Source organism: Aurantiacibacter sp. MUD11, assembly GCF_026967575.1.
Classification (GTDB): Bacteria; Pseudomonadota; Alphaproteobacteria; order Sphingomonadales; family Sphingomonadaceae; genus Alteraurantiacibacter.
This window is the reverse complement of the sequence record NZ_CP114054.1, coordinates 2029857-2056515: the sequence shown is the minus strand read 5'-3', so window position 1 is coordinate 2056515 and position 26659 is coordinate 2029857. Positions and strand designations below refer to the sequence as shown.

General features: G+C 65.2%; 28 protein-coding genes. 6 read left to right on the top strand and 22 right to left on the bottom strand.

Annotated features, from left to right (window positions below; translation table 11 throughout):
• Nucleotides 1-20: 20 nt before the first annotated feature.
• The 15 genes from OZN62_RS10295 to glpX all read right to left on the bottom strand — a co-directional run bounded on the left by OZN62_RS10295 (nucleotide 21) and on the right by glpX (nucleotide 13780).
• Nucleotides 21-1397 (bottom strand): ammonium transporter, encoded by a 1377-nt coding sequence (locus OZN62_RS10295; protein WP_269099584.1) that lies wholly within the window; start codon nucleotides 1395-1397, stop codon nucleotides 21-23.
• Nucleotides 1398-1414: 17 nt separating this feature from the next.
• On the bottom strand, nucleotides 1415-1753 hold the full coding sequence (locus OZN62_RS10290) for a P-II family nitrogen regulator (protein ID WP_269099583.1): 339 nt from the start codon (nucleotides 1751-1753) through the stop codon (nucleotides 1415-1417).
• A 152-nt stretch (nucleotides 1754-1905) separates the two neighbouring features.
• Nucleotides 1906-2601 carry an endonuclease/exonuclease/phosphatase family protein gene (locus OZN62_RS10285; protein ID WP_269099581.1) on the bottom strand — a complete coding sequence of 232 codons (696 nt, stop codon included), beginning with the start codon at nucleotides 2599-2601 and terminating at the stop codon, nucleotides 1906-1908.
• Between the two features lie 2 nt (nucleotides 2602-2603).
• Entirely contained in the window at nucleotides 2604-3179 is a 576-nt protein-coding gene (locus tag OZN62_RS10280) for a pyridoxamine 5'-phosphate oxidase family protein (protein WP_269099580.1), read from the bottom strand.
• 31 nt (nucleotides 3180-3210) lie between these two features.
• Complete coding sequence (locus OZN62_RS10275; protein WP_269099579.1) at nucleotides 3211-4746, bottom strand: peptide chain release factor 3; 1536 nt, start codon at nucleotides 4744-4746, stop codon at nucleotides 3211-3213.
• 17 nt (nucleotides 4747-4763) lie between these two features.
• Nucleotides 4764-7169 carry a phenylalanine--tRNA ligase subunit beta gene (gene pheT / locus OZN62_RS10270; protein ID WP_269099577.1) on the bottom strand — a complete coding sequence of 802 codons (2406 nt, stop codon included), beginning with the start codon at nucleotides 7167-7169 and terminating at the stop codon, nucleotides 4764-4766.
• The gene (pheS, locus tag OZN62_RS10265; RefSeq protein WP_269099576.1) at nucleotides 7166-8287 is read right to left on the bottom strand and encodes a phenylalanine--tRNA ligase subunit alpha; all 1122 of its coding nucleotides are present in this window, start codon (nucleotides 8285-8287) and stop codon (nucleotides 7166-7168) included. The genes pheT and pheS overlap by 4 nt, the downstream gene beginning before the upstream one ends.
• Nucleotides 8288-8366: 79 nt before the next feature.
• Complete coding sequence (rplT, locus tag OZN62_RS10260) at nucleotides 8367-8726, bottom strand: 50S ribosomal protein L20 (RefSeq protein ID WP_269099574.1); 360 nt, start codon at nucleotides 8724-8726, stop codon at nucleotides 8367-8369.
• A 23-nt stretch (nucleotides 8727-8749) separates the two neighbouring features.
• A complete protein-coding gene (rpmI, locus tag OZN62_RS10255; RefSeq protein WP_048884691.1) occupies nucleotides 8750-8953 on the bottom strand; it encodes a 50S ribosomal protein L35 in 204 nt (67 codons plus the stop codon).
• 133 nt (nucleotides 8954-9086) lie between these two features.
• Complete coding sequence (locus tag OZN62_RS10250; RefSeq protein WP_269099572.1) at nucleotides 9087-9902, bottom strand: dienelactone hydrolase family protein; 816 nt, start codon at nucleotides 9900-9902, stop codon at nucleotides 9087-9089.
• Nucleotides 9899-10672, bottom strand: coding sequence for an inositol monophosphatase family protein (locus OZN62_RS10245; protein WP_269099570.1), 774 nt, complete (start codon nucleotides 10670-10672; stop codon nucleotides 9899-9901). Before OZN62_RS10245 ends, OZN62_RS10250 begins: the two co-directional genes overlap by 4 nt.
• 2 nt (nucleotides 10673-10674) lie before the next feature.
• Nucleotides 10675-11076 (bottom strand): cupin domain-containing protein, encoded by a 402-nt coding sequence (locus OZN62_RS10240; RefSeq protein WP_269099569.1) that lies wholly within the window; start codon nucleotides 11074-11076, stop codon nucleotides 10675-10677.
• Nucleotides 11076-12011 (bottom strand): ribose-phosphate pyrophosphokinase, encoded by a 936-nt coding sequence (locus OZN62_RS10235; protein WP_269099568.1) that lies wholly within the window; start codon nucleotides 12009-12011, stop codon nucleotides 11076-11078. The genes OZN62_RS10240 and OZN62_RS10235 overlap by 1 nt, the downstream gene beginning before the upstream one ends.
• Nucleotides 12012-12105: 94 nt before the next feature.
• Entirely contained in the window at nucleotides 12106-12780 is a 675-nt protein-coding gene (locus tag OZN62_RS10230; RefSeq protein ID WP_330848740.1) for a DUF6544 family protein, read from the bottom strand.
• A 7-nt stretch (nucleotides 12781-12787) separates the two neighbouring features.
• Nucleotides 12788-13780: a class II fructose-bisphosphatase gene (gene glpX / locus OZN62_RS10225; protein ID WP_269099565.1), complete on the bottom strand. Its 993-nt coding sequence runs from the start codon at nucleotides 13778-13780 to the stop codon at nucleotides 12788-12790.
• Between the two features lie 80 nt (nucleotides 13781-13860).
• Here glpX and OZN62_RS10220 point away from each other — a divergent pair, with 80 nt between their 5' ends.
• Nucleotides 13861-14310 (top strand): hypothetical protein, encoded by a 450-nt coding sequence (locus OZN62_RS10220; protein ID WP_269099563.1) that lies wholly within the window; start codon nucleotides 13861-13863, stop codon nucleotides 14308-14310.
• On the opposite strand, the gene OZN62_RS10215 is transcribed toward OZN62_RS10220, so the two are convergent.
• Both OZN62_RS10215 and OZN62_RS10210 read right to left on the bottom strand, forming a co-directional pair.
• On the bottom strand, nucleotides 14307-15614 hold the full coding sequence (locus OZN62_RS10215) for a homoserine dehydrogenase (protein ID WP_269099562.1): 1308 nt from the start codon (nucleotides 15612-15614) through the stop codon (nucleotides 14307-14309). The genes OZN62_RS10220 and OZN62_RS10215 overlap by 4 nt on opposite strands.
• 79 nt (nucleotides 15615-15693) lie before the next feature.
• Complete coding sequence (locus OZN62_RS10210) at nucleotides 15694-16575, bottom strand: hypothetical protein (protein WP_269099559.1); 882 nt, start codon at nucleotides 16573-16575, stop codon at nucleotides 15694-15696.
• 375 nt (nucleotides 16576-16950) lie between these two features.
• Here OZN62_RS10210 and OZN62_RS10205 point away from each other — a divergent pair, with 375 nt between their 5' ends.
• The 5 genes from OZN62_RS10205 to OZN62_RS10185 all read left to right on the top strand — a co-directional run bounded on the left by OZN62_RS10205 (nucleotide 16951) and on the right by OZN62_RS10185 (nucleotide 20090).
• Complete coding sequence (locus OZN62_RS10205; protein WP_269099556.1) at nucleotides 16951-17589, top strand: energy transducer TonB; 639 nt, start codon at nucleotides 16951-16953, stop codon at nucleotides 17587-17589.
• A 36-nt stretch (nucleotides 17590-17625) separates the two neighbouring features.
• On the top strand, nucleotides 17626-18402 hold the full coding sequence (locus OZN62_RS10200; RefSeq protein ID WP_269099555.1) for a MotA/TolQ/ExbB proton channel family protein: 777 nt from the start codon (nucleotides 17626-17628) through the stop codon (nucleotides 18400-18402).
• An 87-nt stretch (nucleotides 18403-18489) separates the two neighbouring features.
• Nucleotides 18490-19029, top strand: a complete 540-nt coding sequence (locus OZN62_RS10195) for an ExbD/TolR family protein (protein WP_269099554.1) — start codon at nucleotides 18490-18492, stop codon at nucleotides 19027-19029.
• Between the two features lie 35 nt (nucleotides 19030-19064).
• Complete coding sequence (locus OZN62_RS10190) at nucleotides 19065-19508, top strand: ExbD/TolR family protein (protein WP_269099551.1); 444 nt, start codon at nucleotides 19065-19067, stop codon at nucleotides 19506-19508.
• Between the two features lie 141 nt (nucleotides 19509-19649).
• A complete protein-coding gene (locus OZN62_RS10185) occupies nucleotides 19650-20090 on the top strand; it encodes an ExbD/TolR family protein (RefSeq protein ID WP_269099550.1) in 441 nt (146 codons plus the stop codon).
• On the opposite strand, the gene OZN62_RS10180 is transcribed toward OZN62_RS10185, so the two are convergent.
• The 5 genes from OZN62_RS10180 to OZN62_RS10160 all read right to left on the bottom strand — a co-directional run bounded on the left by OZN62_RS10180 (nucleotide 20087) and on the right by OZN62_RS10160 (nucleotide 26595).
• A complete protein-coding gene (locus OZN62_RS10180) occupies nucleotides 20087-22552 on the bottom strand; it encodes a ligase-associated DNA damage response DEXH box helicase (RefSeq protein WP_269099549.1) in 2466 nt (821 codons plus the stop codon). The two genes, OZN62_RS10185 and OZN62_RS10180, sit on opposite strands and share 4 nt — an antisense overlap.
• 30 nt (nucleotides 22553-22582) lie before the next feature.
• Nucleotides 22583-23941, bottom strand: a complete 1359-nt coding sequence (locus OZN62_RS10175) for an MFS transporter (RefSeq protein WP_269099548.1) — start codon at nucleotides 23939-23941, stop codon at nucleotides 22583-22585.
• A 62-nt stretch (nucleotides 23942-24003) separates the two neighbouring features.
• The gene (gene pgmG / locus OZN62_RS10170) at nucleotides 24004-25434 is read right to left on the bottom strand and encodes a phosphoglucomutase/phosphomannomutase PgmG (protein ID WP_269099547.1); all 1431 of its coding nucleotides are present in this window, start codon (nucleotides 25432-25434) and stop codon (nucleotides 24004-24006) included.
• A gap of 42 nt (nucleotides 25435-25476) precedes the next feature.
• Complete coding sequence (locus tag OZN62_RS10165; RefSeq protein ID WP_269099546.1) at nucleotides 25477-25761, bottom strand: J domain-containing protein; 285 nt, start codon at nucleotides 25759-25761, stop codon at nucleotides 25477-25479.
• A gap of 3 nt (nucleotides 25762-25764) precedes the next feature.
• The gene (locus tag OZN62_RS10160; RefSeq protein WP_269099544.1) at nucleotides 25765-26595 is read right to left on the bottom strand and encodes a division plane positioning ATPase MipZ; all 831 of its coding nucleotides are present in this window, start codon (nucleotides 26593-26595) and stop codon (nucleotides 25765-25767) included.
• Nucleotides 26596-26659: the final 64 nt, after the last annotated feature.

The window sequence follows — 26659 nt, the reverse complement described above, 5'->3', positions numbered from 1 at the left end:
CCCGCCAATCTGGGTGTCGCTCACGCTTGGCGAGCGAGATCCGGGTAAGCTTCCACGCCGATCTCGTGGATATCGAGACCGGCAGTCTCGACCTCTTCCGAGGGGCGCAGGCCGATGGTGGCCTTGAGGGCAAGCCAGATGACTGCCGAGGCAACCGAGACCCACACGGCGGTGAGCAGGACGCCGACCAGCTGGCCGACGAAGGTCGCATCGCCCGTCCAGGCCACGATCAGCGTGCCCCAGATGCCGGCGAAGAGGTGGACCGGGATGGCGCCGACGACGTCGTCGATCTTGAACTTGTCGAGCAGCGGCACGGTGAAGATCACGATGGCACCACCGATGGCACCGATCAGGATCGACTGGCCCACGGTCGGAGCCAGCGGCTCTGCGGTGATCGACACGAGGCCGGCCAGCGCACCGTTCATGGCCATGGTCACGTCGGCCTTGCCGAAGCGCAGCTGCGTCAGGATGATCGCCGTCACCGTGCCGGCACAGGCCGCCATGTTGGTGTTGACGAAGATCTTCGACACGTCGGAAACGTCGCCCACGGTACCCATCGCCAACTGCGATGCGCCGTTGAAGCCGAACCAGCCGAGCCACAGGATGAAGGTACCCAGAGTGGCGAGCGGGATGTTCGTGCCCGGGAAGACGTTGACCTTGCCGTCGGTGTAGCGGCCCAGGCGAGCGCCCAGGATGATGGCACCGACCAGGGCAGCCCAGCCACCGGTCGAGTGGACCAGGGTGGAACCGGCGAAGTCGGAGAAGCCCCATGCGCTATCGAGGTAGCCGCCGCCCCACTCCCAGCTCACCACGACCGGGTAGATGATGCCGGTCAGCACGGTGACGAAGATGAAGAAGGGAACGATCTTGATACGCTCGGCCAGCGTGCCCGAAACGATCGAGGCGGTGGTGGCGCAGAAGACCATCTGGAAGAACCAGTCGGATGCCACCGAATAGCCGGTGTCGAGATCGGCAGCGCCTACGTCCTGCATGGAGTAGACCGTGCCGGCCATGCCGAACAGGCCCATGCTGTCCTCGGCGAAGCCGGGGTAGGCGATGTTGTAGCCGATGACCCAGAACATCAGACCGGCAATGGAGTAGAGGCCGATGTTCTTGAGGCACTGCGTGGAGGTGTTCTTGGCGCGAACCAGGCCAGCTTCGAGCATGGCGAAGCCGGCGGCCATCCACATGACCAGGAAGCCGCCGATAAGGAACAGCAGCGTGTTGAAGATATAGGCCGTGCCGCCGCTGACGGCGTCAGCAGCAGGTTCGGCAACCTCGGCGACTTCGGCAACCGCTTCGGCGACTTCCGCCACCGGAGCAGCCGCGAAGGCCGGGCTGGATGCGAGCAGCGCCGTCACACCGACAGCGCCCAGTTTCATGATAGCTGATTTCATTATGCTAGACCCCCTGATCACAGCGCAGTTTCATCGGTCTCGCCGGTGCGGATTCGCGTGGTCGACGCGAGGTCGAGCACAAAAATCTTCCCGTCGCCGATGCTTTGCGTGCTGGCGGTTTCCTTGATGGTCTCGACGACCTTCGGCATGAGCTCGTCGCTGACAGCGATTTCGAGCTTCACCTTCGGCAGCATGTTCACCGAATACTCGGCGCCACGATAGATTTCGGTCTGGCCTTTCTGGCGACCGAAGCCTTTCACTTCCGACACGGTCATGCCGGCGACGCCCAGTCCGGCGAGTGCTTCGCGCACCTCGTCGAGCTTGAATGGTTTGATGATGGCGATGACGAATTTCATCCCTGACCCCTGTGACTCACCGGGTTCAGTCCCGGCCGCACAAACGTGATGCAACAGGCGTGCCAAACGTAATGAAGCGCGCGTTTTCGGGAGTTTGGCGCAATCTTGCAGCGTTATGTTGCAGTGCAGCGCCTAATTGGCAGGCAGGGTGCCTAAGATTCGAGCAGCTTCAGCCTGGCATATACCGGCAGGTGGTCGGACGCCTGCCGCGCGGTGGAACTGTTGTGCACTTCCGCCTCCTCCAGTTGCCAGTGCGAGGTGTGCACCACGCGGTCCAGTGCCAGCATCGGGCGCTGCGAGGGGAAGCTGCGGCCCGGCTCGACCATGTGCCAGTGGGCGGCAAGGCCCCGCCAGCCGCCGAAGGGGCGCAGCCATTCGTTGCAATCGCCCAGCATGACCGCCGGCAGGCCCGGCGCACGGCTGGCGTTGCAGACATGGGCAAACTGCCGCTTGCGTTGCAGGCCCGTCAGGTCGAGGTGCATGCCGGTGACGCAGATCTCCTGCCGGCCCTTGCGCAGCGTGGCACGAATGGCACCGCGCGGCTCGACCTGCGGCAGGTGATGGGCATCGACCTCAACGACCTTCAATCCCTCGCGCACCAGTAGCGCGTTGCCGTGCCAGCCCATGCTGGCGGGCTTGGTCGGCTTGCTGGCGACCTGGTAGCCTGCCTTCTCCAGTTCGTCGCGATCCAGCACCGCGCGGCGGTTGCCGAAGCGTTCGTCCACTTCCTGCAGTGCAATAACGTCCGCGCCGATCTCCTCGATGACCTCGATGATGCGATCGGGATCGCGGCGCCGGTCCGCACCGACGCCCTTGTGGATGTTGTAGCTGGCGAAGGTGAGCCGCATCGCTAATCGGCGGAAGGCATGGTTCCGGCGATGTAGCGATCGGTCGGCCGCGTGGGCAGGCCGTCGATGCTCTCACGCCGCCGTTTGTGCTTGCCCGCCCATTCCAGCGGATCGGCCTGCGCGTGGTACTTCACCAGCGTCTCGCGGTGGTGGTCGAAATCCATCATCGGCACGCCCCAACCGCAGCTCGTCTGCACGCTCTCCACCGCGATATCGAAGATCTGTCGCGTGCCGGGCAGCAGGGTGAAGTGCTGCGAAATCTCTTCCCAGCCGCTTTCCCACGGCAGCACCGGTTTGCCCGTGCCGTAGATGCGCAAGATCAGCGCGGGCTGCTGGAAGTTGCAGAACATCAGCGTAATCCGCCCGTCCGCCAGCAGGTGCGCGTTGGTCTCGTTGCCCGATCCGCCAAGGTCGAGATAGGCGACCCGGTTGGGGCCGAGCACGCGGAAGGTATCCGCCAGCCCCTTGGGCGAGAGGTTGATCCGCGCATCGGGCGCGGCGGTGGCGACGAAGAAGACCGGCTGGGCCTCCACCATCGCGATGTGCTTGTCCGTCAGGTGATCGGTGAAGTCTGCCATTGGCAAAGACTACGCCCGAACGCGCCGGCTGTCACCGCTCCTTGGTGGCAGAGAACTTCAGGTCGGGATTCTTCTCTTCCTGGTAGCCGACGTCCCAGGCACTCTTGGCCATGAACACCAGGTCGCCATCGCGGTCCTTCGCGAGGTTGCCCTGGTTGAACCGCTCGAACTCCCTCAGCGCCGCGTCGGTGCCTTTCAGCCAGCGTGCCGTGGCGAAGGGAGAGGCTTCGAGGTTGGCCTCCACCTTGTATTCCGCCGACAGCCGCGAGATCAGCACGTCAAGCTGCAGCTGGCCGACCACGCCGACGATGCTGCTGCCGCCGATTTCCGGGTAGAAGACCTGGATCACGCCTTCTTCCGAAAGGTCGTCCAGCGCCTTGCGCAGCTGCTTGGTCTTGGTCGGGTCCTTCAGCTGCACGCGGCGCAGGATTTCCGGCGCGAAGTTGGGCAGGCCGGTGAAACGGACCTGGTTCTTCTCCGACAGTGTATCGCCCACACGCAGGGTGCCGTGGTTGGGAATGCCGATGATGTCGCCCGGCAGGGCGGTGTCGGCGATCTCGCGATCCTGCGCAAAGAACAGGATGGGCGAATGCACCGCGATCGGCTTGCCGAGGCCCGAGGGCGTCAGCTTCATGCCGCGTTTGAAGGTGCCCGACACCTGCCGCATGAAGGCGATGCGGTCGCGGTGGTTCGGGTCCATGTTGGCCTGCACCTTGAAGATGAAGCCGGTCACCTCGTCATGGTCGGGGCTGACCATCTCCTCTCCCGCCGGTTGCGGACGCGGCGGCGGGGCATAGCGGGCGATGGCGTCGATCAGTTCCTCGACCCCGAAGTTCTTCAGCGCCGAACCGAAATAGACCGGCGTCAGGTCGCCGTTGCGATAGGCTTCCAGGTCGAATTCGGGATAGCCGACCTTGGCCAGCTCGATCTCCTCGGCGTATTTCTCCGGAATGTCGGCATTGGCTTCGCGCTTGCCGAGGTATTCCTTCGAGCCGCCTTCGGGCCGCGCCACCTCGCCGGTGCGGAAATCCAGCAGACCTTCGAACAGGCCGCCCATGCCGATGGGCCACATCTGCGGGCTGACGTCGAGCGCCAGCATGTCGGCCACTTCGTCGAGCGTCTCGAACGGGTCGCGCCCCTCGCGGTCCACCTTGTTGACGAAGGTAATGATCGGCACCGAGCGCAGGCGGCAGACCTCGAACAGCTTGCGCGTCTGCGGCTCGATACCCTTGGCCGCATCGATCACCATGATGGCGGAATCGACCGCGGTCAGCGTGCGGTAGGTATCTTCCGAGAAGTCTTCGTGGCCCGGCGTGTCGAGCAGGTTGAAGGTGATGGTCTCGCCTTCGAATTCCTTCTCGAAGGTCATCACGCTGGAGGTGACCGAGATACCGCGCTGCTGCTCGATCTTCATCCAGTCGGACCGCGCGCGTCGCGCCTCGCCGCGCGCCTTCACCTCGCCCGCAGCATGAATCGCGCCGCCTTGCAGCAGCAGCTTTTCCGTCAGCGTCGTCTTACCCGCGTCAGGGTGCGAGATGATGGCGAAGGTACGGCGGGAATTGGACATGGAAGGTCAGCCTGCGCTCAGCCGCGCAGTTCCGCTCCCTGCTTGGCGGCGGCAGCCACCACGGCGTCCGAAATCGCCTTGAGCTCTTCGTCCTTGTAGGACTTCTCACCCGGCTGGAGCGTCACCTCGATGGCGACCGACTTCTTGCCTTCGGGCACGCCCTTGCCTGCGAACACGTCGAACACGCGGGCATCGACGATGTTCGCCTTGTCCGCGCCTTTCACCGCGCGCAGCAGGTCGCCGGCGGCAAGCTCTGCGGGGACCAGGAAGGCGAAGTCGCGTTCCACCGACTGCAATGCCGGCGGGGCGAAGTGCGGCTTCTCGAAACCACCTTTCCCCTTCTTCGCCGGAATGGCGTCGAGATAGATCTCCACGGCCACCACCGGGCCGTCGATGTCGAAGGCATCGAGCGTGGCGGGGTGCAGCGTGCCGAAGCGCGCCAGCACGTTCTTCGGCCCCAGCCGCAGGGTGGCCGACTGGCCCGGATGGAACTGCGGCCCGGCCTCACCCATCACCATCAGCTTGTCGACCGGCGCGCCGGCTTCGGCCAGCAGCGCTTCGGCCTCGGCCTTGGCGTCGAAGGCATCGAACTGCACGGCCTTGCCGCCATTGATGCGCTGGTCCCAGCCGCGCGGGGTCTTCTCGCCCGCCTGCAGCACGGCCAGCGTCGGATGCTCGTCGCTGTCGCCGGACTTGGCGCGCAGGTAGCGGCGGCCGATCTCGAACAGGCGCGAGCCTGCGGCACCACGGTCGGCATTGCGCTTGGCGGCGCTCAGCAGGCCGGGGATGAGCGAGGGGCGCATGGCCTTCATGTCCTCGCTGATCGGGTTGTCCAGCACCCAGGGCGTCTCGTTGCCGCCAAGGAAATGCTCGGCATCGGCGGTCGGCAGGAAGGACCAGGTCACCGCCTCGTTCAGTCCGCGTGCGGCTGCGGCACGGCGAAGGCGGCGTTCGAGCGCCTGTATCGGCGTGGCCGTGGGCCGCGCGACGCCATCAACCCGCGGCAGGGCCACGCTGGCGACATTGTCGAGGCCGTGGATGCGCACGACTTCCTCGACCAGGTCCGCTGCCCCTTCGATGTCATGGCGACGCGGCGGGCACGTGACCTGCCAGTCATCGCTCACCGCGAACTCGAGGCTTTCGAGGATGCAGCGCTGTTCGTCTTCGGCCACTTGCACGCCGCCAAGGCTGGCGGTCAGCGTCGGGTCGAATGCGATCACCTTCGGCTCCACCGGCGGCTGGCCGGCGCGCACCATTTCCGATGCCTCGCCGCCGCAGATGCGCTGGATCAGGCTGGTCAGGCCGTCGAGGCCGTCTTCCAGCCATGCTGGGTCCACGCCGCGCTCGAAACGCGTGCGGGCATCGGTGGCAAGGCCCAGCTTGCGCCCCGTCACGCCGATGCGGTCAGGATCGAAGTAGGCGATTTCGAGCAGCACGTCGGTCGTGCCGTCCTGCACGGACGAATGCTCGCCGCCCATGATGCCCGCGATGTCGTGCACGCCCTTGTCGTCGGCGATCACGGTCATCGTGGAATCGAGGGTGTAGGTTTTGCCGTTCAGCGCCTCGACCTGCTCGCCGTCCGTTGCGCGACGAGCCACCACCGGGCCGGAGAGCTTGGCGAGGTCATAGACGTGCGCCGGGCGACCGAAGGCGAGCATCATGTAGTTGGTGATGTCCACCAGCGCGCTGATCGGGCGCTGGCCCGCTGCGATCAGGCGACGCTGCATCCAGTCAGGCGAAGCGCCGTTGGTGACACCCCTGATCACGCGACCGAAGAAGGCCGGGCAACCCTCGGCGTCGTCCGTGCGGATTTCGACCGGGCAGGCGAATGTCGCTTCGATCTCGTGCTCGCGCAACGGCTTGAGCGTGCCCATGCCGGCGGCAGCGAGATCGCGCGCGATGCCGTAGACACCCATGCAGTCCGGGCGGTTGGGGGTGATCGCCACGTCGAACACCGGCGAGGCGGCATTGTATTCGGCAAAGCTGGTGCCGACCGGGGCATCCTCGGGCAATTCGATGATGCCGTCATGCTCGTCGCCCAGCTCCAGTTCGCGCACCGAGCACATCATGCCGTTGCTCTCGACGCCGCGGATGGCGCTCTGGCGCAGCTGCATGCCGTTGGCGGGCACAACGGCGCCGGGCAGGCCGAGCACGCCCTTCATGCCGGCACGCGCGTTGGGCGCGCCGCAGACCACGGTCAACGGATCGCCTTCACCGGTGTTGACGGTGAGCACCTGCAGCTTGTCGGCGTCGGGATGCTTCTTGGCGGTCAGCACCTCGGCCACGCGGAAGCCTGCCAGCTTCTCGGCCGGATCCTCGATATCTTCCACCTCGATGCCGATGGCATTCAGCTTGGCCGCGATCTCGGCGACCGTGGCCTCGGTTTCGAGGAAGTACTTCAACCATTCGAGCGAGAACTTCATGCCTTCGCTCCTACGCCTGCGGAAAGGGTCGGCTGGTCGAGGTGGCTGAAGCCATAGTGGTTCAGCCAGCGCGTATCGCCGTCGAAAAAGGCGCGCAGGTCGTCCATGCCGTACTTGAGCATGGCCAGCCGGTCGACGCCGACGCCGAAGGCAAAGCCCTGCCATTCGTCTGGGTCGAGGCCGGACATCTCGATGACCCGGCGGTTGACCATGCCGCTGCCGAGCAGCTCCATCCAACCGTGGCCCGGCGCATCACCGCTGCCGCCCAGCACGCGCTTGCCGTCGACGATCTCGAAGCCGACGTCGACTTCCACGCTAGGCTCGGTGAAGGGGAAGTAGCTGGGGCGCAGCCGCAGGACGATGTCTTCGGTCTCGAAGAAGGCCTTGAGGAAGGTCTCCAGCGTCCACTTGAGGTGGCCAAGGTGGATGTCCTTGTCGATCACCAGGCCTTCGACCTGGTGGAACATCGGCGTGTGGGTGGCGTCGCTGTCGCTGCGATAGACGCGGCCCGGCGCGATGATGCGCACCGGCGCACCACCCGGGTTCCGCTTCACGGTGTCCAGCATGGTGCGCACCTGCACCGGCGAGGTGTGGGTGCGCAGCAGCATCTTGCCGCCCTTGGGCGCCGTGTCGGGGAAGTAGAAGGTATCGTGCATGGCCCGCGCCGGATGGCTTTCGGGCATGTTGAGCGCACTGAAGTTGTACCAGTCGTCCTCGATCTCCGGCCCGGTGGCGACGGCGAAGCCGAGGTCGGCGAAGATTTCCGCCAGCTCGTCCATCACCTGGCTCACCGGGTGGACGCTGCCCTTGGGCGAAGTCGGGGCTGGCAGGGTGAGGTCGAGCGTTTCGGTGGCCAGGCGCGCTTCCAGTTCGGCGGCTTCCAGCTCCGCCTTGCGGGCAGCGATGGCATCGGCCACCTGCGCGCGCATCGCCTGGATAGCGGGCGCCTGCTCCTGCCGCTCTTCCGGGGTCATCTTGCCGAGCGTCTTCAGCAGCGCGGAAATCCAGCCCTGCTTGCCCAGCGCCTCGATACGGATCGCCTCGACGGCATCGGCATCGGCGGCATCGGCCAGCCGTGCGAGCGTCTCTGTCACCTTCTGTGTGTTTTCAGTGCTCATGGGGCACGCCTCTTAGCGGGACAAAAAGAAAGCGCCACCCTTGCGGATGGCGCTTCCGGAAATTCTAGGCACTCAGCAATCAGGCGGGAAGCGCATCCTTCGCCTGCTTGATGATGGTGCTAAACGCTTCCGCTTCGTTCATGGCGAGGTCCGCCATGACCTTGCGGTCCAGCTCGATGCCAGCGAGCTTGGCGCCGTGCATGAACTGCGAATAGGTGAGGCCTTCGGCGCGAACGGCAGCGTTGATGCGCTGGATCCACAGGGCGCGGAAGTTGCGCTTCTTAACCTTGCGGTCGCGATAGGCGTACTGGCCGGCCTTTTCGACGGCCTGGCGGGCGACGCGGATCGTGTTCTTGCGACGGCCGCGATAGCCCTTCGCCTGATCGAGAATCCGCTTGTGCTTGGCGCGGGTGGTCACACCACGTTTAATGCGAGGCATATCTTAGTCTCCTTGAACCCGGCTCAATCGAGGCCGTAGGGCGCCCACTTCTTCACGGCAGCCTGGTCGGCCTTGGCCAGGACCTTGGTGCCGCGCTGCTGGCGGATATACTTTGCATTGTGGCTGATCAGGCGGTGGCGCTTGCCGGCGACACCATGCTTGACCTTGCCGGTGGCGGTGAGCTTGAAGCGCTTCTTCACGCCGCTCTTGGTCTTCAGCTTGGGCATTTTCGTCTCCTTGAGTCAGAAACACGTCCAACCAGCCCTGGCAGCCCTTTCAGCCAGACCGGAAGATGATCACGTGTCAGTGAAGGGCGCGCATCTAGCGATTCTCGCGGCAAATGCAAGCCGAATGGCGATTCTACTGCGTGGTGCAGCCGCCCGAACCGACGCCCCAGTCATCAAGCTGGCGCTCCAGCCGATCGGCAGCAGCCGCTGCGGCCTCCGCATTATGGAGGAAGGTACCACCGTTCCATTCGACCGGCTCGGTCAACCCTGCAACGTCGAAGGCGTGCTCGCCATCGACGTAGAGTTCCACCGTGATCGGTTCGCCCGCTGCATTCTCGGCCAGGTTCGCCAGTGCTTGCGGGGTGGTCGTATCGTCGACATCGCCCTGCAGGACCAGCACCGGCACTTTCGGCGCATAGCCGTCGGGCTGAAACGCCACCAACGGATAGAAGCCGACAGCCCCCACCAGACCCGCCAAGACGTCAGGTCCGCCAGCAGCGAGCTCCAGCGCCCCAGCGCCGCCGAAGGACCAGCCCATTGCGACGCCCGGACACTGCGGATCGAGCCAGCCATTCTCGCGATAGGCCGCCACGGCATGGCCGACGATGCGGGCCTGCCAGAAATCCGGACGCTCGTTCTCGCCTTGCGGAAGCTCGGTCGAGGCAGTCGCATGATCGACCAGCAGCACGTCGATGCCGCGATCGTTCAGCCAGTCCGCCCAGCGGAAGTAATGCTCGGTATCGCCGAACACTTCCATCCCGCCGCCGCCCGGAATGATGATCGCCCAGGGTCGCGGCTGCGCGGTATCGCCTGCAGGCTGCCAGAAAGTGTAGGGCACGGGCACCTCCGGTTCGGCTTGGTCTGTGGGTGCGGTCGAACAACCGGCAACCGTAACCGACAGCATGGCCCAGAAGCCAAGGCCGAGACTGCGAATGCCATTCCCGGTCACTGCAGCACTTCCACCACGTCCTCCAGCCGGGCGGGATCGCCCAGGGCCAGCACCTCGCCCGTGCTCTCGGCATGGAGCGGTTCGCCACGCCAGTCGCTCATCACTCCTCCCGCGCCTTCGACCACGGGCACCAGCGCAGCGAAGTCGTGCAGCTTCAGCCCGGCCTCGGCGACGATGTCGATCTGGCCCGAAGCGAGGCAGGCGTAATTGTAGCAATCACCGCCCATCACCATGCGCTTGTGATCGGTCTGCCCGGCCAGCGCCATGAACTTGTCGCCCTGTTCGACGGTGAAATAGTGCGGACCGGTGGTGGCGATGGTCGCCTTGCCCAGCTGCGGGCAGGCCCGCGCGGTGACGATCTTGCCGTTGAAGCGAGTCTTCTGCCCGGCCACGCCCAGCCAGCGTTCGCCCAGCACCGGCTGGTCGATCACGCCCAGGACGGGGAAGCCTTCCACCACCAGTGCGATCAGCGTGCCGAAGATCGGTCGACCCGCCAGGAAGGCGGTCGTGCCGTCGATCGGGTCGAGCACCCACTGGCGGCCCGACTTGCCTTCCTTCAGGCCATATTCCTCGCCGAAGATGCTGTCGGCGGAGAACTCCGCCTCGATCAGCTTACGCATGGCCGCCTCGGCCTGCCGGTCCGCCAGCGTTACCGGCGTGGCGTCGTCCTTCGCCTCGCTATCCAGGCCGCTGCGGAACAGCGGCAGGATCTCCGCGCGCGCGGCTTCGGCCAGCCGGTGGGCCAGGGCAATTTCAGCGTCGAGGTTCATTACTACTCCACTTCGACCCGTTCGGGATCGTCGGCATCGTGCACGCGGGTGACAATGGCGCGAACACCTTCCGGACCGGCGATTGGCGTGTGCACCTGCCGCGCGGGAATCACGAAGCTCTCGCCCGGCAACAGCGTGCGCCGTTCCTGCCCGGCCATTTCCAGCACGGCGCTGCCTTCGATGACATATAGGTACTCTTCCCAGGGATGATAATGCGTCGCGCCGACGGCATCGGGCGGCAGGCGCAGGTCGCGCACCATCAGGCGCTGGCGCGGGGCCGCGCCGGGCGTGGCGTCGAAGACCGGGTTGGCACCCAGCGGCGGAAGCCAGCGCGCTTCGGGGGCGGGGGTGGATGCACACCCCGCCAGCAGCACCAGCAGCAGGGAGGCAGCCGCGCCCCGCATCAGTCGAACAGGCTCGAGACCGAGCTTTCGTCGGCGATGCGGCGGATCGCCTCGCCCAGCAGCGGGGCGATGGTCAGCACGCGGATGCGGTCCGAGTCCCTGGTGGCGTCGGTCGGCTGGATGGAATCGGTGATCACCAGTTCGGTCAGCGCCGACTTGTCGACGCGGGCCACCGCGCCGCCCGACAGCACGCCGTGAGTGATATAGGCGGCGACGCTCTTCGCGCCCTGGTCCAGCAGCGCCTGCGCGGCGTTGCACAGGGTGCCGCCGGAATCGACGATGTCGTCGATCAGGATGCAGCAGCGGCCCTTCACGTCACCGATGATGTTCATCACCTCGCTCTCGCCGGGGCGATCGCGGCGCTTGTCGACGATCGCCAGCGGGGCATTGTCGAGGCGCTTGGCCAGCGCACGGGCGCGCACCACGCCGCCGACGTCGGGCGAGACGACCATCAGGTCCTTGTCGCCGTAGCGGGCCTGGATGTCCGCAGCCATGGTCGGCGCGGCGTAGAGGTTGTCGGTCGGGATATCGAAGAAGCCCTGGATCTGGCCAGCGTGCAGGTCCACCGCCAGCACGCGGTCGGCCCCGGCCTCGGTAATCAGGTTGGCCACCAGCTTGGCCGAAATCGGCGTGCGCGGGCCAGGCTTCCGGTCCTGCCGGGCATAGCCGAAGTAGGGGATCACCGCCGTGATGCGCTTGGCCGAGGCGCGCTTCAGCGCATCGATGCCGATCAGCAGTTCCATCAGGTTGTCGTTGGCCGGGAAGCTGGTCGACTGGCAGATAAACACGTCCTCGCCGCGCACATTCTCGTGAATCTCGATGAAGACCTCTTCATCGGCGAAGCGCCGGACGCTGGCATCGGTCAGCGGCACCTCGAGGTAGCCGGCAATGGCCCTGGCGAGCGGCAGGTTCGAATTGCCGGACATGATTTTCATGGATGCGAATCCCCGTTGGCGACTGGTGTCACCCCGCCTAGCGCAGCGTCATGGAAACGCAACATGGCTGCGGCCTGTTTTCCGCGCCCGCAAATCAATCCGCCGAGCGCTGCCAGTCGATGATTTCCCCGCGCCACACGTCGAAAGGCTGTCCATCCACGATCCACCAGACTCGCCCCGTATGGGGAATGCTGGAACCATCCACCTCGCGATAATCGGAGAAGGCACCGTGCCATTCGCGCTCCCGAAAGGTGCTCCCCTCCAGTGCCGGACGCAGTCCGGAAATTCCCCGGGGCAGCCCGTCATCGTCAAGTTCCAGCGTGATCGCGCCGGTCACAGCCGCGACGGTAGCTTCAACATGCAGGCGCCGATCGTCAAGGACTCGCCAATGCAGGTGTGGATTGGCCAGCAAGGCGTCAGGCGCCCACGGCAGTTCGGCAAGATAGCGCATCAGCTGCCCTTTGAGCAGCGCCGGGGACGGCGTTGCCCTGTGCAGCGGGACCATGCCGCCGAGAGTCATCACTCCGCGTGGCTCTTGCTGAATCAGCGCATCTTCCACCTGCATGATGCCCAACGGGCCAAAGCGCGCCCTCCAGGAGAAGGCGCAACTGTCTGCGGCGATCCATTGCCGGGCGGAGAAGTCCAGCCAGCGGGCAGCGCCCAGCTGGCGCAGCTCGCCATTCTGTCGAAACCGGGCTGTCCTGTGACTACTCTCCCCGGCTCCCAATCGTCTCGCCAGGGCGAGCACTGCCGGGGGAAGCGGGGCCATCGCCATCCTAGTCGAGGCGGTGTTCGCCCTTCACCCAGCGCACGGTGCCAGAAGAGGCACGCATCACCACGCTCTCGGTGGTCATCACCCGTTCGCCGTTGGCACGCTTCAGGCGCTTCACGCCGCTCAGCAGCGAGCCGTCGGTAACGCCGGTGGCGGCGAAGATGCAGTCGCCCTTGGCGAGGTCTTCCAGTTTGTAGATGCGGTCGAGGTCCTCGATGCCCCACTTGTGCGCGCGGCGACGTTCGTCATCGTTGCGGAACAGCAGGCGGCCGTTGAACTGGCCACCCACGCAGCGCAGCGCGGCTGCCGCCAGCACGCCTTCGGGCGCACCGCCGCTGCCCATGTAGATGTCGATCGTGGTGTCCTGGTCGGTGGTGGCGATCACGCCGGCCACGTCGCCATCGCCGATCAGCACCACGCCGCAACCGATGCCACGCAGTTCGGCAATCAGCTCGGCATGGCGCGGGCGGTCGAGCACGCAGACGATGATGTCGGCCGGGGCCACGCCCTTGGCGGCAGCGACAGCCTCGACGTTCTCGGTGACGCTCTTTTCCAGGCTGATCACGCCCTCGGGATAGCCCGGACCCACGGCGATCTTGTCCATGTAGACGTCGGGGGCGTTGAGCAGGCAGCCCTCTTCCGCCGCTGCCAGCACGGCCAGCGCGTTTGGGCCGGCCTTGGCGGTGATGGTGGTGCCCTCCAGCGGGTCCAGCGCGATATCGATCTTCGGCCCCTTGCCCGGCGCACCGCCGACCTTTTCGCCGATGAACAGCATGGGTGCTTCGTCCCGTTCGCCTTCGCCGATCACCACGGTGCCGTCGATGTAGAGCGTATCGAAAGCCTTGCGCATGGCTTCCACCGCAGCGGCATCGGCGGCCTTTTCGTCACCCCGGCCCACCAGTTTCGAGGCCGCGACAGCCGCCGCTTCGGTCACGCGCACCAGCTCCAGAACCAGGACGCGATCGAGGACGCTCTCGGCATTATCGGCGGAATTCATAGGTAATTCAGGCTCCAATCTGAAAGTCGCGCCACGCCTAGGTCGGAGGGGCAGCCTTGTCGAGGACGCTCATAGTCTTTTTGCCGCTATTCTGGCCAGCAGGTCTCGCCAGTGCGCAGGAGGTCTACGGCCCCAGCGACCTCACCACCGAGGCGGACAGCGACGAGCCCATACCATTGGTCGAAGCCGAGCCGTGCGAAGAGGACATCCGGGAAGACGGCGCCATCGTCGTCTGCCGCGAATTGCCGGACAGCGAACGCTACATGTCGCCGCTGCCCAAGCCCGTCGAATCGGATCGCCCGATCATTCCCGGCCTCACCGATCCACCCTGCTGGGTCGAGAACCGCGGCGGGGCCTGTTTCCGCTTCGGTTACGTGCCGCCCTATCCGCCCGTGGTGGACCTGTCGGTTCTTCCCGAACCGCTGACGGAAGAGGAAGCCGCTGCAGTTTCGCGCGTGGCGGAAAAGGACGAGCCGGACTCTCAGCCCGTCACTGGCCGACGCGTCCCGATCGACCTGACGGAGGACTAACCCAACAGGCGCATCACCAGCGGTTCCTCGACCAGGCTGGGCGAACCGTCGAGCACCTTCAGCGCATCGGCGACCGCGCCCTCGGGCCCGTCGTGCGTCACCATGGCAACCAGCACCGGCTGGCCGTCGTCCTCGGGCTGGCCCTGCTGCATCAGGCTCTCGATGGAGACGCCCGCGTCGCGCATGGCGGCGGTGATCTCGGCCAGCACGCCCGGCTTGTCGGCGACGACGAAGCGCAGGTAGGCGCGATTGCGGCGATGGCCCGGGTCCGCCGGGGCACTGGCCTCCAGCGTGGCCACCGGGAGCGAGAAAGGCGGCATGGCATTGCCGCGCGCGATGTCGATGAGGTCAGCCACAACGGCGCTGGCAGTGGGGCCATCCCCGGCGCCCGCGCCCTCGAACAGCAGGCGGCCGGAATAGTTGCCCTCCGCCACCACCGCATTGGTCGGCCCGCCGACCCCGGCGAGCGGGTGGCTGGTCGGCACCAGGCAAGGCGCGACGCGCTGGAACAGGCGGCGCTCACCGCCTTCCTCGACGCAGTCGGACAGGCCGATCAGACGGATCACGTAACCGAGCGCGCGGGCCTGCGCGATGTCGGCCGCGCGGATGCGGGTGATGCCGGTGGTGTCGACATTGGCGAAATCGAGCTGCGTGCCGAAAGCCAGGCTGGCAAGGATCGCCAGCTTGTGCGCGGCGTCGATGCCTTCGATGTCGAAAGTGGGATCCGCCTCGGCATAGCCCAGTTCCTGCGCATCCTTCAGCACGTCGCCGAAGTCGCGGCCGGTGCTCTCCATTTCCGAGAGGATGTAATTGCAGGTGCCGTTGAGGATGCCGTAGATGCGTTCGATGCGATTGGCGGCCGCGCCTTCGCCCAGCCCCTTGATCACCGGGATGCCGCCGGCGACCGCCGCCTCGTAACGCAGCGGTGCGGCGTTCGCTTCGGCGAGACCTGCCAGTTCCAGCCCGTGGTGGGCCACCATCGCCTTGTTGGCGGTGACCACGCCCTTGCCGCCAGCCAGGGCCTTGCGCGCCAGCGCCAGTGCCGGGCCGTCAGAACCGCCGACCAGTTCCACCACGACATCGACATCGTCGCGCGTGGCGAAAGCGGTCATGTCGTCTTCCCAGTCATAGGACGACAGGTCGACGCCGCGATCCTTGGCCCGGTCGCGGGCGGATACCGCCACTACCTCGATCGCGCGGCCGGCACGCGCGGCAATCAGCGCACCGTTCTCTTCCAGCAGGCGCAGCACGCCGGCTCCCACCGTGCCCAGTCCCGCCAGGGCGATTCGAAGATTTTGAGACATGCTTTTTCCCGTCCGTGTTCCTTGCGGCGACACCGGTTAGGGATGGCGAGGCCACTTGGCCAGAGCAGTTAGGCTTGGCTCAGGTAAAGCGGCGCTCGCATTCGCCGAGATCGCGCAGCACCAGGGCGTAATCGGTGCGGGCCTGCGCCTGCGAGGCACGATCGCGCTGCAGAAAGGCGCCCTCCGGCAGTTCACGCGGCAGGAAGCAGGCGAATCGGTACCAGTTCAGCGTCTCCGGCTCCGGCGGGCGGGCCGAAGCGTCGACGATCTCGCCCAGCGAGATGCCCCATTCGGGCGCCATGCCGGGACGGCGGACCACGGTGAGCGAGACAGGCGCGCCATCGGCGCTCTCGATGAACATCTGCGTTTCCGATTCGCCCGCGAGGTTGCCGGGAACCGAAATCACGTCACGCACGCCGGTGATCGGGGCCGGGTCCCCTGCCTCGGCCAGCTGGGTCAGCACGCGGCGCACGCGCGCCTCGATTCGCGGACCGTGCGGCAGCATCGCGCGCGACGACAGCAACTGGATCGCGCCTGGCTGAGTGGCCGAAAGGTCACCGAAAACAAGGAAGCGACGCTCCTCCAGGTCCGGCGCGTCACCGTCCATGTCACGCGGCTGGTCGACCACGAAAGTCAGGCCCTGGCCGAGGGCCGAGGGTGCAGCCAGCAGGGCCTGCGTCAGCGATTCGATGTAGAGCCGCACCTGGCTTGGCGGGAGGTTCGGGGCGCGTTCGGGCGGAAAGGGAATCTGGTCGTCGACCTCGACGATGGCGACGAGGTCTGCCCGCAGGGCCATGTCCACCAGGTCGGCATAGGTCGGCGCCTGTGCTGCGGGCAGCTCCGGCGCGGGAGCATCCTGCGACATCGCCGGGGAACTGGTGGCGCAGGCGCTGGCCAGGGCGAGCGCCAGGCCCGCGGACAAGGCGCGGAAGAGGCGGCTGAATTGTTCGGCACTGGGCATTTTGACGCGTTCTCTCTTCAATCGGGTGTACCCCGTTAGCAAGCGCGCGTTTCGCGCGCGGGTTCCCCCTTACCTGCACTAAGGGCGATTCCCACGGTGAATCTGCGCTTAATCGGAAAAGGGTTTGCGAGTCCCTTCCTTCGCCGTTAAGAGCCGCCCAAGTCTGTCCGGGAGAGACCGAGATTTTTTCCGGATGTGGTTATTTGGGCACAAATGATATTGTGTTACATTGATACCATAAGCCCAACAGGGCTGGACAATAATTCACAGGGACTGTCAGGGTGCGAATCCTGGGACCCAGGAGATGGTCGGGTTTTCCGCCCGGCCGGTAGATAAACGGAGTGAAGGGACTGGATGGCTTACGCTGACCAAGAGATGAGCGGTAGTCGAGTAGTTTCGATTATCATCGTTGCCCTCATCCACGTTGCAGTTGGTTACCTGCTGATTTCCGGACTCGCCATTTCGGCGGTAAAGGAAATCGCCGAGCGCGTGACCACAGTGGATATCGAGGAAGAGGTGCCAGAGCCGGAGGAGGAGCCACCGCCACCTCCGCCGGAAGAGATCACCTCGCCGCCGCCGCCGGTCGCACCGCCGCCGCCGATTAACATCGCGCCGGCACCGCCGCCGATCCGTACTCAGGCGAATATCCCGCCGCCGGCACCGCCCGCGCTGGTTATTCCGCCGCCGGCACCGCCCGCACCGCCGCCCCCGCCGCCGTCGCAGGCTCGCCCTGCACGTCCGGACGGACAGGCTCGCTGGCAGCGCCGCATCATCGAGAACTATCCTTCGCGCGCCCTGCGCCGCGAGATCGAAGGTACGGTTGGCGTCTCGGTCACCGTCAACGCCGAAGGCCGCGTGGCCGGGTGCCGTGTGACGCGCTCCGCCGATCCCATTCTCGACGAAGCCGCGTGTGACGACATGACTCGTTACGCTCGCTTCGAACCGGCGCTGGACGCGGCCGGCAACCCGACGACGGGCAGCTGGTCCACCAACATCGTTTACCAGATCAACTGATCACCCTGAATTTCTCTAGGAAGAGGACTTAATCGCATGCTTATCGAAATTCTCGCCGCAGGGGCCGAAGTGCCCGTGAACGAATTCGGCTTCATGGAAGCCATGGAACAGGGCGGCCCCGTCGCCTGGTCGATCCTTGCCGTTCTGGTCATCCAGTCGGTCGGCTCGTTCTACATCCTGTTCACCAAGATCTTCGAACAGAACAAGGTGATGAAGGAATACCGTGCCAACCGTGCCGCTTTCTGGAACGCCCCGTCGATCAAGGACGGTGCTTCGAAGTTCGACAAGAACAGCGCCTGGCGCCAGCTGGTCGATGACGGCATCCGTGCCGGTCACGAAGCCGAGAAGATGCACGACAGCCTCGAATCGCACGACTGGCTGCACGGCACCCTGTCGCGTTCGGAAAGCGCCATCATGGCGAAGCTCAACGGCGGCTTGCCGTTCCTCGCCACCGTGGGTGCAACCGCTCCGTTCGTCGGCCTGCTCGGCACCGTGATCGGTATCTACCGCGCACTGATCAACATCGGCATCGAAGGCTCGGCCTCGATCGACAAGGTTGCCGGTCCGGTTGGTGAAGCCCTGATCATGACCGCTATCGGTCTGCTCGTGGCTGTGCCGGCCGTGTTCGCCTACAACTACCTGATGAGCCGCAACCGTCGCATCCAGTCGATGCTGTCGGGCTTCTCGACCGACCTGCAGGCCAACATCACCTCCAACGGTCAGGTGAAGCCGGCCCTGCGTGCTGCTGCTCCGGCCAAGGCCGCCAAGACGGCTCCGGCTGCTGCCAAGCCCGCCACGGCTCCGAAGGCCTAAGCGGTCGCAGACCATACCGAACCTGGCGGGCGCTTTCGCATGCGAGCGCCCGCCACCAGATTACTGACGTGAGATAGGACTAGAGACATGGCCATAGCGATGGGAGATGGCGCCGGCGAAACGCCGATGTCGGACATCAACACCACGCCGCTGGTGGACGTCATGCTGGTGCTGCTGATCATCTTCCTGATCGCGGTTCCGGTGGCCATCCAGACGGTCGAAGAGCTCGAGATCCCGGTTTTCGCCTCGGTCGAATCCGATGATAAGGTGGAAAACCTGCTGATCACGGTGACGACGACCGATTCCGAGGGCCGCACCCCGCGCACGATCAACACCGACTTTACCGGTGCGACGCGTGACGGCGAATGCCGGATCTTCCTCAACAACACCACGCTGGTCGACTCGGGCGAGCTTTACGACCGTGCGTTCGAGCGCCTCGATGCGATCGTGCAGAACGCCGGTGGCCCCGAAGCGATCATGCAGAACCCGGAACTGATCCCGCAGGTACATATCCGCGGCGACGTGGAAGCTCCGTGGCGCTGTGTCGCCGGGACCATCTTCAACGTCCAGGCGGCCGGCTACCCGACCGTCGGGTTCATTTCCAACCCCGTCGATCCGAACGGCTGATCGGCGCGGACGCGAATTTCAAGGAGTAAGCTCTCATGGCAATGTCAGGTGGCAGTGATGACGGCGAACCGATGATGGACATGAACATGACGCCGTTGATCGACGTCCTGCTCGTGCTCCTCATCATGTTCATCATCACCATCCCGGTGGCAACGCACGCGGTCAATATCGACCTGCCTTCGCCCACCAACAACCCGGACACGCCGGATGTCGACCCGATCAAGAACAAGATCGTGCTGACCCGCGACGGCCAGATCCTCTGGAACGCTGATCCGATCAGCCAGGGTGAACTGGTTGGCAACCTGCAGCAGTCGCTCACCTTCGCGGTCGAGCCGGAACTGCAGTTCGAGCCGGAAGCCAACGCCAGCTACAACCTGTCGGCTCGCGTGCTGAACATCATCAAGGCCAGTGGCGTGACGAAGTTCGGCTTTGTCGGCAACGAGAAGTACCGCTCGTTCGGCAAGGGTGAAGAAGGCTAAGCCTTCCTACCGGATCACGGATCAAGAGAAGGGGCGGAGCGATCCGCCCCTTTTTCTTTGCCCGCTTGCCAACCCAACGCCCTGACTTGACTGCACTTCGCATATGTGATGTTATGCTGTTACATCTCGAGGAGAGTGATCATGGCGATACGTTCCCGCATGCTCGACCGCAGCTTCAACCGCACTCCCGAGCCGATGAGTGAGTTGAACATCACGCCGCTGATCGACGTGCTGCTGGTTCTCCTCGTGATGATCATCCTCTCCATCCCCATCGCCGCACACCGGCTGGATGTGGATCTGCCCGCACCGGGGCCGGGTTCACAGACCTCCGAGCAAGTCTCGCTTGTTGTCCGCGCGAACGGAGCCGTGCTCTGGAACGGCGAAGCGGTCTCGCAGGGGCAGCTCGAAGCGCGCCTCGAAGCCGCAGCCGCGCAGACGGAAATGCCCGTCATCCGCTTCGAGCCCGACGCCAATGCGAGCTACGAGGACTCGGTGCATGTCATCAACGCCGTCGCCGATGCCCGCCTCGACAAGTTCGCCTTCGTCGGCAACCATCAATATCGGGAATTCGGCAAGGACTAGTCCTTGCCCAGTCCTTCCGGCAATCCATCCACCCGCATGGCCGCGCCGGCCAGTGTCTCTGCTTCCAACAGCAGCTCGTCGTCCTGCGCGCCTTGCGGGACGCTCTCGCGGCCGATCATCACCATCACCGGCACGGCCAGCGGGCTGACCCGCTCAAGCACGACATGGTCGAGCTTCTCGGCTGCGGTATCGAGCAGGTCGCCGAGCCGTCCGATGTCGGTCATGCGCGCGCGGGCATCGGCCCAGGCGGCTTCGATCAGCACATGGTCCGGCTCGTACTTGCGCAGCACATCGTAGATCAGATCGGTGCTGAAAGTGACCTGACGCCCGCTCTTGCGCTTGCCGGGATGCTGGCGCTCCACCAGCCCGCCAATCACCGCCACCTCGCGGAAGGCGCGGCGGAGAAGGTAAGAATCCTGCACCCAGTCGATGAACTCCTCGGTCAGGATGTCGGGCGACAGCAGCGGCCGCGGGTCTTCCACCGGGCGCAGACCCCAGACCGCCAGCGAATAGTCGTTGGCGACGAAGCCGCCCGGCATCAGTCCCATCGCCTCCATCCGCGCGGTGATCAGCATGCCCAGCGACTGGTTCGCGTTCCAGCCGGTGAAGGTATAGTAGACGGTGTAGTGCCGCTTGGCGTGGGGGAAGCTCTCGACCAGCAGGTTGTCCGGACCCGGCAGGTGGCTCCGCCAGTCCTGCACCTCCAGCCATTCGCGCACGTCGTCAGGGAAGCGCGCCCAGCCCGCCCGATCGGTCAGCAGCGCGCGCACCCGGTCCGCCAGGTGCGTGGTGAGCGGCAGGCGCAGTCCGCCATACGAGGGGATCATCGCCGCCTTGGAACTGGCGCGAACGATCAGCTCCATGTCCTTGAGCTGCTCCACTTCCAGGTTCACGCCGCTGAACTGGAAGGTGTCGCCAGGCCGCAGCGCGGCGGCAAAGCGCTCCTCCACCTTGCCCAGCGAGCGACCGTTGCGAAAGCGTACCTCCAGCATCTCGCTGTCGACGATGATGCCGGCATTCATCCGGTGGCGCTGCGCCTGCTCCGGATGGGTGAGCCGCCAGACGCCCTCCTTGTCGCGCGTGACGCGCTTGAACTTGTCATAGGCCTTGAGCGCGTAGCCACCGGTCGCCACGAATTCGAGCACGCGCCCGAACTGCTCGGTGTCGATCATGGCGTAGGGCCAGCAGGAGCGGATTTCGGCCAGCAGCGCATCCTCGTGGAACGGCGCGGCACAGGCGCAGGCCATCACATGCTGGGCCAGCACGTCGAGCCCGCCTGGACGGAAATCCTCGCCGTCGCGCTGGCCTTCCTCCACCGCCTGCAAGGCGGCGGTCGCCTCGAGAAATTCGAAGCGATTCCCCGGCACCAGCAGCGCATGACTGGGCTGATCGAGCCGGTGATTGGCGCGTCCTATGCGTTGCAGCAATCGGCTGGAGCCCTTGGGTGCACCCATCTGCACCACCAGGTCGACATCGCCCCAGTCGACGCCAAGGTCGAGGCTGGCCGTGCACACCAGCGCCCGCAGCTCACCCCGCGCCATCGCGCCCTCCACCTTGCGCCGCGCCTCTTTCGACAGCGAGCCGTGGTGGATGCCGATGGGCAGGTTCTCCTCGTTGACATCCCACAGGTGCTGGAAGATGTATTCGGCCAAGAACCGCGTGTTGGTGAAGACCAGCGTGGTCCTGTTTGCCTTGATCCGTTCGTAGAGCTGGCCGATCGACCAGGTCGCGGCATGGCCACCCCAGGGTACGCGCTCCTCGTCGGGCAGCAGGATTTCGACCTCAGGCTCGGCACCCTTCTCCCCCTCGACCAGTTCCACCGCATCGATATCGCCCCACGGTGCGATCCACGCGCGGTAGCCCTCCGGGTCGGCCACCGTCGCCGAGAGGGCGGCGCGCTGCATGTTGGGCGCAATGGCCTGCAATCGCGAGAGGGCCAGGGCCAGCAGGTCCCCGCGCTTCTGCGTGGCGAAGGCGTGGATCTCGTCCACCACCACGCGCTTCAACCCCGCGAACAGCGTGAAGCTGTCCTCGAAGCTGAGCAGCAGCGAGAGGCTCTCGGGCGTGGTCAGCAGGACGTTGGGCGGACGGCTGCGCTGGCGACGCTTGCGGTCCGACGGGGTATCGCCGCTGCGCGTCTCGATCCGCAGATCGAGGCCCATTTCCTCCACCGGGGTGAGGAGGTTCCGCTGCACGTCATGCGCCAGTGCCTTGAGCGGCGAGATGTAGAGCGTATGCAGCCCCTCCGGCGGCTGGCCGTCACCGATCCGCGAAGGGCAGAAGTCCGCCAGCGTCGGCAGGAAACCCGCCAGCGTCTTGCCTGCGCCGGTGTCAGCCACCAGCATGGCGTGCTGCCCGGCATCCGATGCGGCGAGCATTTCCGCCTGGTGCCGCCGAATGCGCCAATCTCGACCGGCGAACCAGTCGGTGATCTCGGGGGGGATGGCAGCGGGCAACTCCATAAGGCAGCGCACCGTGCCGGACGCTTTTCCCTAGTCAAGCTTGGGCGGCAGTCCTTCCCCCTGCGGCAGTTCTTCCGCGACCTCGGCAACGACCTCCCGGTTGGGCGCATATCTCACGAACAGGAGAGCCCCGGCCGAAGCGGCACAGGCAGCGCCGGCAATCAGATACATCATGGCCGGCATCCCGAGATCGCCTTCGGTCCAGGCTGCAATCATTGCCCCGATCGGGCGGCCGAAGTTGCCTATCGCCATGTAGACCGTGAACTGGGTCGCCGCGACGGCAGGGACGCAGAGCTGCATGCAGATCGGGATGAACGAGGCGACATAGAAGAACGCGAAGATGTCAAACATCAGGATGAAGGCGGTCAGCCACCAGTCGACAGTCCACAAGCTCGTCGCGAAGCCCATGACGAACAGCAAGACGGCGCAAGCCGCCGCCGCGAGCGTCAGCGCACGTTGCGCTCCGATCCTGTCGATCACCAGACCGCCGATAATCAGCCCGACGAGGCCGCTGACCATGGTCGAGGTCGAGATGAGGCTGGTGTAGTCATTTATTCCCCAACCGGCGCCCTGAGTGAACAGTTCCGGATGGTAGGCTTCGAATACGCCGTAAGCGACCGAGCGTGCCATCATGATTGGCAGCATCAGTATGCTGAGCGGAACGACGATCGCCTTGGCCGCACCGCGCACCAGCGGCATCCATGCAGTCACCTGCACCGCGCGGTTCTTCGGGTGACTTTCACCTTGAGTCCACGGCAGCCGCCGTTCGTTGCCGCGCTCCCGGATGATGATGCCGTGCAGCATTACCCCGGCCGGGACGAGAGCCAGCCCGATCAATCCCACGGTAATGCCGTATCCGTTGAACAACAGGCCGCCCAGCGAAGTTGCCGCCGCAATTCCCAGCAGCTGGGCTGCCATCATGATCCCGGCAGCCTTGGCGCGTTCGTCCTCCTCCATGATGTCCACGGCGAGGCTGTCGATGCCGACATCCTGGAAAGTGACGGCAGCATTGGAGAGGAACGCCAGCGCGGCAAGCATGACGATATCTCCGGGGAGCGGGCTGATGGCCGCGCCGGCGAGCAGCGACAGGGAAATCAGCGCCTGCGCACCGATGATCCAGACCCGGCGCCGACCCATCGGCAGGAATGTATAACGATCGATGATGAAGCCATTCACGAGCTTGAGCGACCATGGCAGGCCTGCCGCGGCCACCACGGACGCCACTTCGGCCGTCGAAGCGCCACCGACCGACATCCACGCCGGGATCGCGTAAAAGAACACCCCGACAGGAAAACCTTGCGTAAAATAGAATAAAAACAGCGTAATAAGTCGAAGTGACTTGCTACGCGAAAGAATGAGCTTCTGTGAGCCCCCCACAATACTGGCCATGTTCTACCCCCCGGTATGGAGGTAGAATGCCATTATTTGCCGATTTGTCGATGATGTTCTTCCTAGTGACCGACGCTCTCGCCGCGTTCGAGGCCACTCAGCGCCAGTTGCTCGTCGATCTGAGCCATCAGCCGTTCCAGCCCGTCCTCACTGTCGCTCTCGGCGCGCGCGACCAGCACGTCCTGCGTGTTGGAGGCGCGCAGCAGCCACCAGCCGTCGGGCGTGTTCACGCGCACGCCGTCGGTGGCGTTGACCTCGGTCCCGGCGGGCACGTCGTCGCCGGTCAGGCGCGCCTTCACCTCGTCGATGGCGGCGAACTTGCGGCTCTCGTCGACCTGGAAGCGCATTTCCGGGGTATTGAGCATGTCCGGCATCTCGCCACGCAGCTGCGTCACCGACTTGCCCAGCCGGGCGGAGGCGGCCAGCAGGCGCACACCGGCATAGAGCGCGTCGTCGAAACCGTAATATTCGTCGGCAAAGAAGACGTGCCCGCTCATCTCGCCCGCCAATGGCGAGGAAACTTCCTTCATTTTGGACTTAATCAGCGAGTGGCCGGTCTTCCACATCAGCGGCGTGCCGCCGCAAGCCGAGACGTGATCGAACAGCGCGCGGCTGGCCTTCACATCGGCGATAATCGTGGAGTTAGGTAGTCTTCCGAGGAGGTCCTCGGCGTAAATCATCAGTAGTTGATCACCCCAAATCACCCGGCCTTCACCGTCGATGGCGCCGATGCGGTCGCCGTCACCGTCGAAAGCCACTCCGAAGTCGAGGTTCTTCTCGGCGACAAGCCTGCGCAGGTCGGCAAGGTTCGCCTCGACAGTGGGATCAGGATGATGATTGGGAAAATTGCCGTCGACCTCAGTGAACAGCAGGTGGTGCTCACCCGGAAGGCGCTTGGCGAGGAGTTCGAGCGCGGGGCCGGCGGCGCCGTTGCCCGCGTCCCAGCCGACCTTCAGGCTCGCCAAGCTGCCCTGGTCTATCCCCGAGAGTGCACTCAGGAGACGCTCGATATACTCCTCGATGATCTCGACACTCTCGACTTCGCCGGACCCGTCGACCCAGTCCCCCTCGGCGCCCATCTTCCCGAGCAGCTGGATATCGGCACCGAAGAAGGGTCGGCCCCGAAATACCATCTTGAAGCCATTGTAACTGGCGGGATTGTGGCTGCCAGTTATCTGAATGCCGCCATCCACCTCTTCAGCTGAGGCTTCCGCATAGTAGAGCATCGGCGTTGCGCCCATGCCGATGCGGCGAACGTCGCAGCCGCTGGCGGTCAGCCCTTCGACCAGCGCATGTTCGAGCATGGGCGAGCTGACGCGCCCGTCGTAACCCACCGCCACTTTCGGCGCCCGGTCCAGGTCCGCCAGGTCCCGCCGCAGCAGCGTGCCGAAACCGCGTCCGATGGCACGCGCATCGTCCGGGCCCAGGGTTTCGCCGATGATCCCGCGAATGTCGTATTCACGCAGGACGGTGGGGTGGAATGTGTGATTCATTTCAGCTCCTTGCGGCCAAAACTCCGGGGCGGCCGGAAGCTGCTATTCCACAGCGTCGGGCAGTTCGTCCAGCAGCAGGTCGCGCGCGGCGTTGGCTTCGTGCACCTGCTGGTTGGTGCCGCCGCGATCCGGGTGGACCATGGCGACCAGCCGCTTATGCGCGGCAATTATTTCAGACCGATTGGCATTGTGTTCGACACCCAGCAACCGCCGTGCGCGGAACAGTGCCTGGTTGCGGGTCGACATCTTGGGCTGCCACGGCCAGCGACCCAGAATCCAGCGGTAGAACAGCAGGATGACACCGGCGATGACGAGCCAGCGCAGCATGGATCAGGCAGGCTCCACGGCGGGTTGCGTCGCCGACACGGATGCATTCTCGCGCACCACCGGCATCGGCAGGTGGAGGTTGGCGATCAGGCTGCGCAATTCCTGCCGGGCGACGAGGTGGCTGGTGCCAAGTTCGCCCAGGTGCCCTTTATCGAGCAGCGTCAGCCCGGAGGGGAACAGTTCACGATAGATCACGCGTTCGGACAGGCCGTGCGAGACGCGAAAGCCCACCCGCTTGGAAAGCTCGGTCAGCGCCTCGTCGATGCGGCGCTGGTTGCGTGCATCGGTATAGCCGGTGCGGTTGCGCACCACGACCCAGTCCATCTCGCGCCGCTGTTCTTCCAGCGTCGCGCGGCTGCGCTTGATCCGCGCTTCCCAGATCAGTTCGGCATAGAAGGACAGCTTGCGCACCTTGAAGCTTTCCGCGTCCACATGGCCGATCAGGTCGAAATCGACGAAGCTGTCGTTCATCGGGGTCACCAGCGTATCGGCGCTGGCGGCGACATGGCGGGCAAAGGGATCGTCACGGCCTGGCGTATCGAACAGCAGGAAGTCGACATCCTCGCCGATGCGGGCGGCCTCTTCCTCCAGCGCCTCGATCGTGTCGCCGTGGCAGGTGTCGAATACCGGGCCGGGCAGGGTGATGCCGCGGCGGCGCTGAGTCTCGGCGCGGTTCTCGCAATAGCGGAAGAAGGTCTTCTGCCGCGTGTCGAGGTCGAGCGCGGCGACCTTCGCCCCCTGGTAGGCCAGCGCGACGGCCACGTGCACCGCTGTCGTAGATTTGCCGGTGCCGCCCTTTTCGTTGGCGAAGACAATCCGATGCGGTGCTGTCATTGTCAGCCTTTCTCTTGGCGTTGGGGGCGGCTAGGCAAGGGCCATATCCTATCCGAGGTCATAG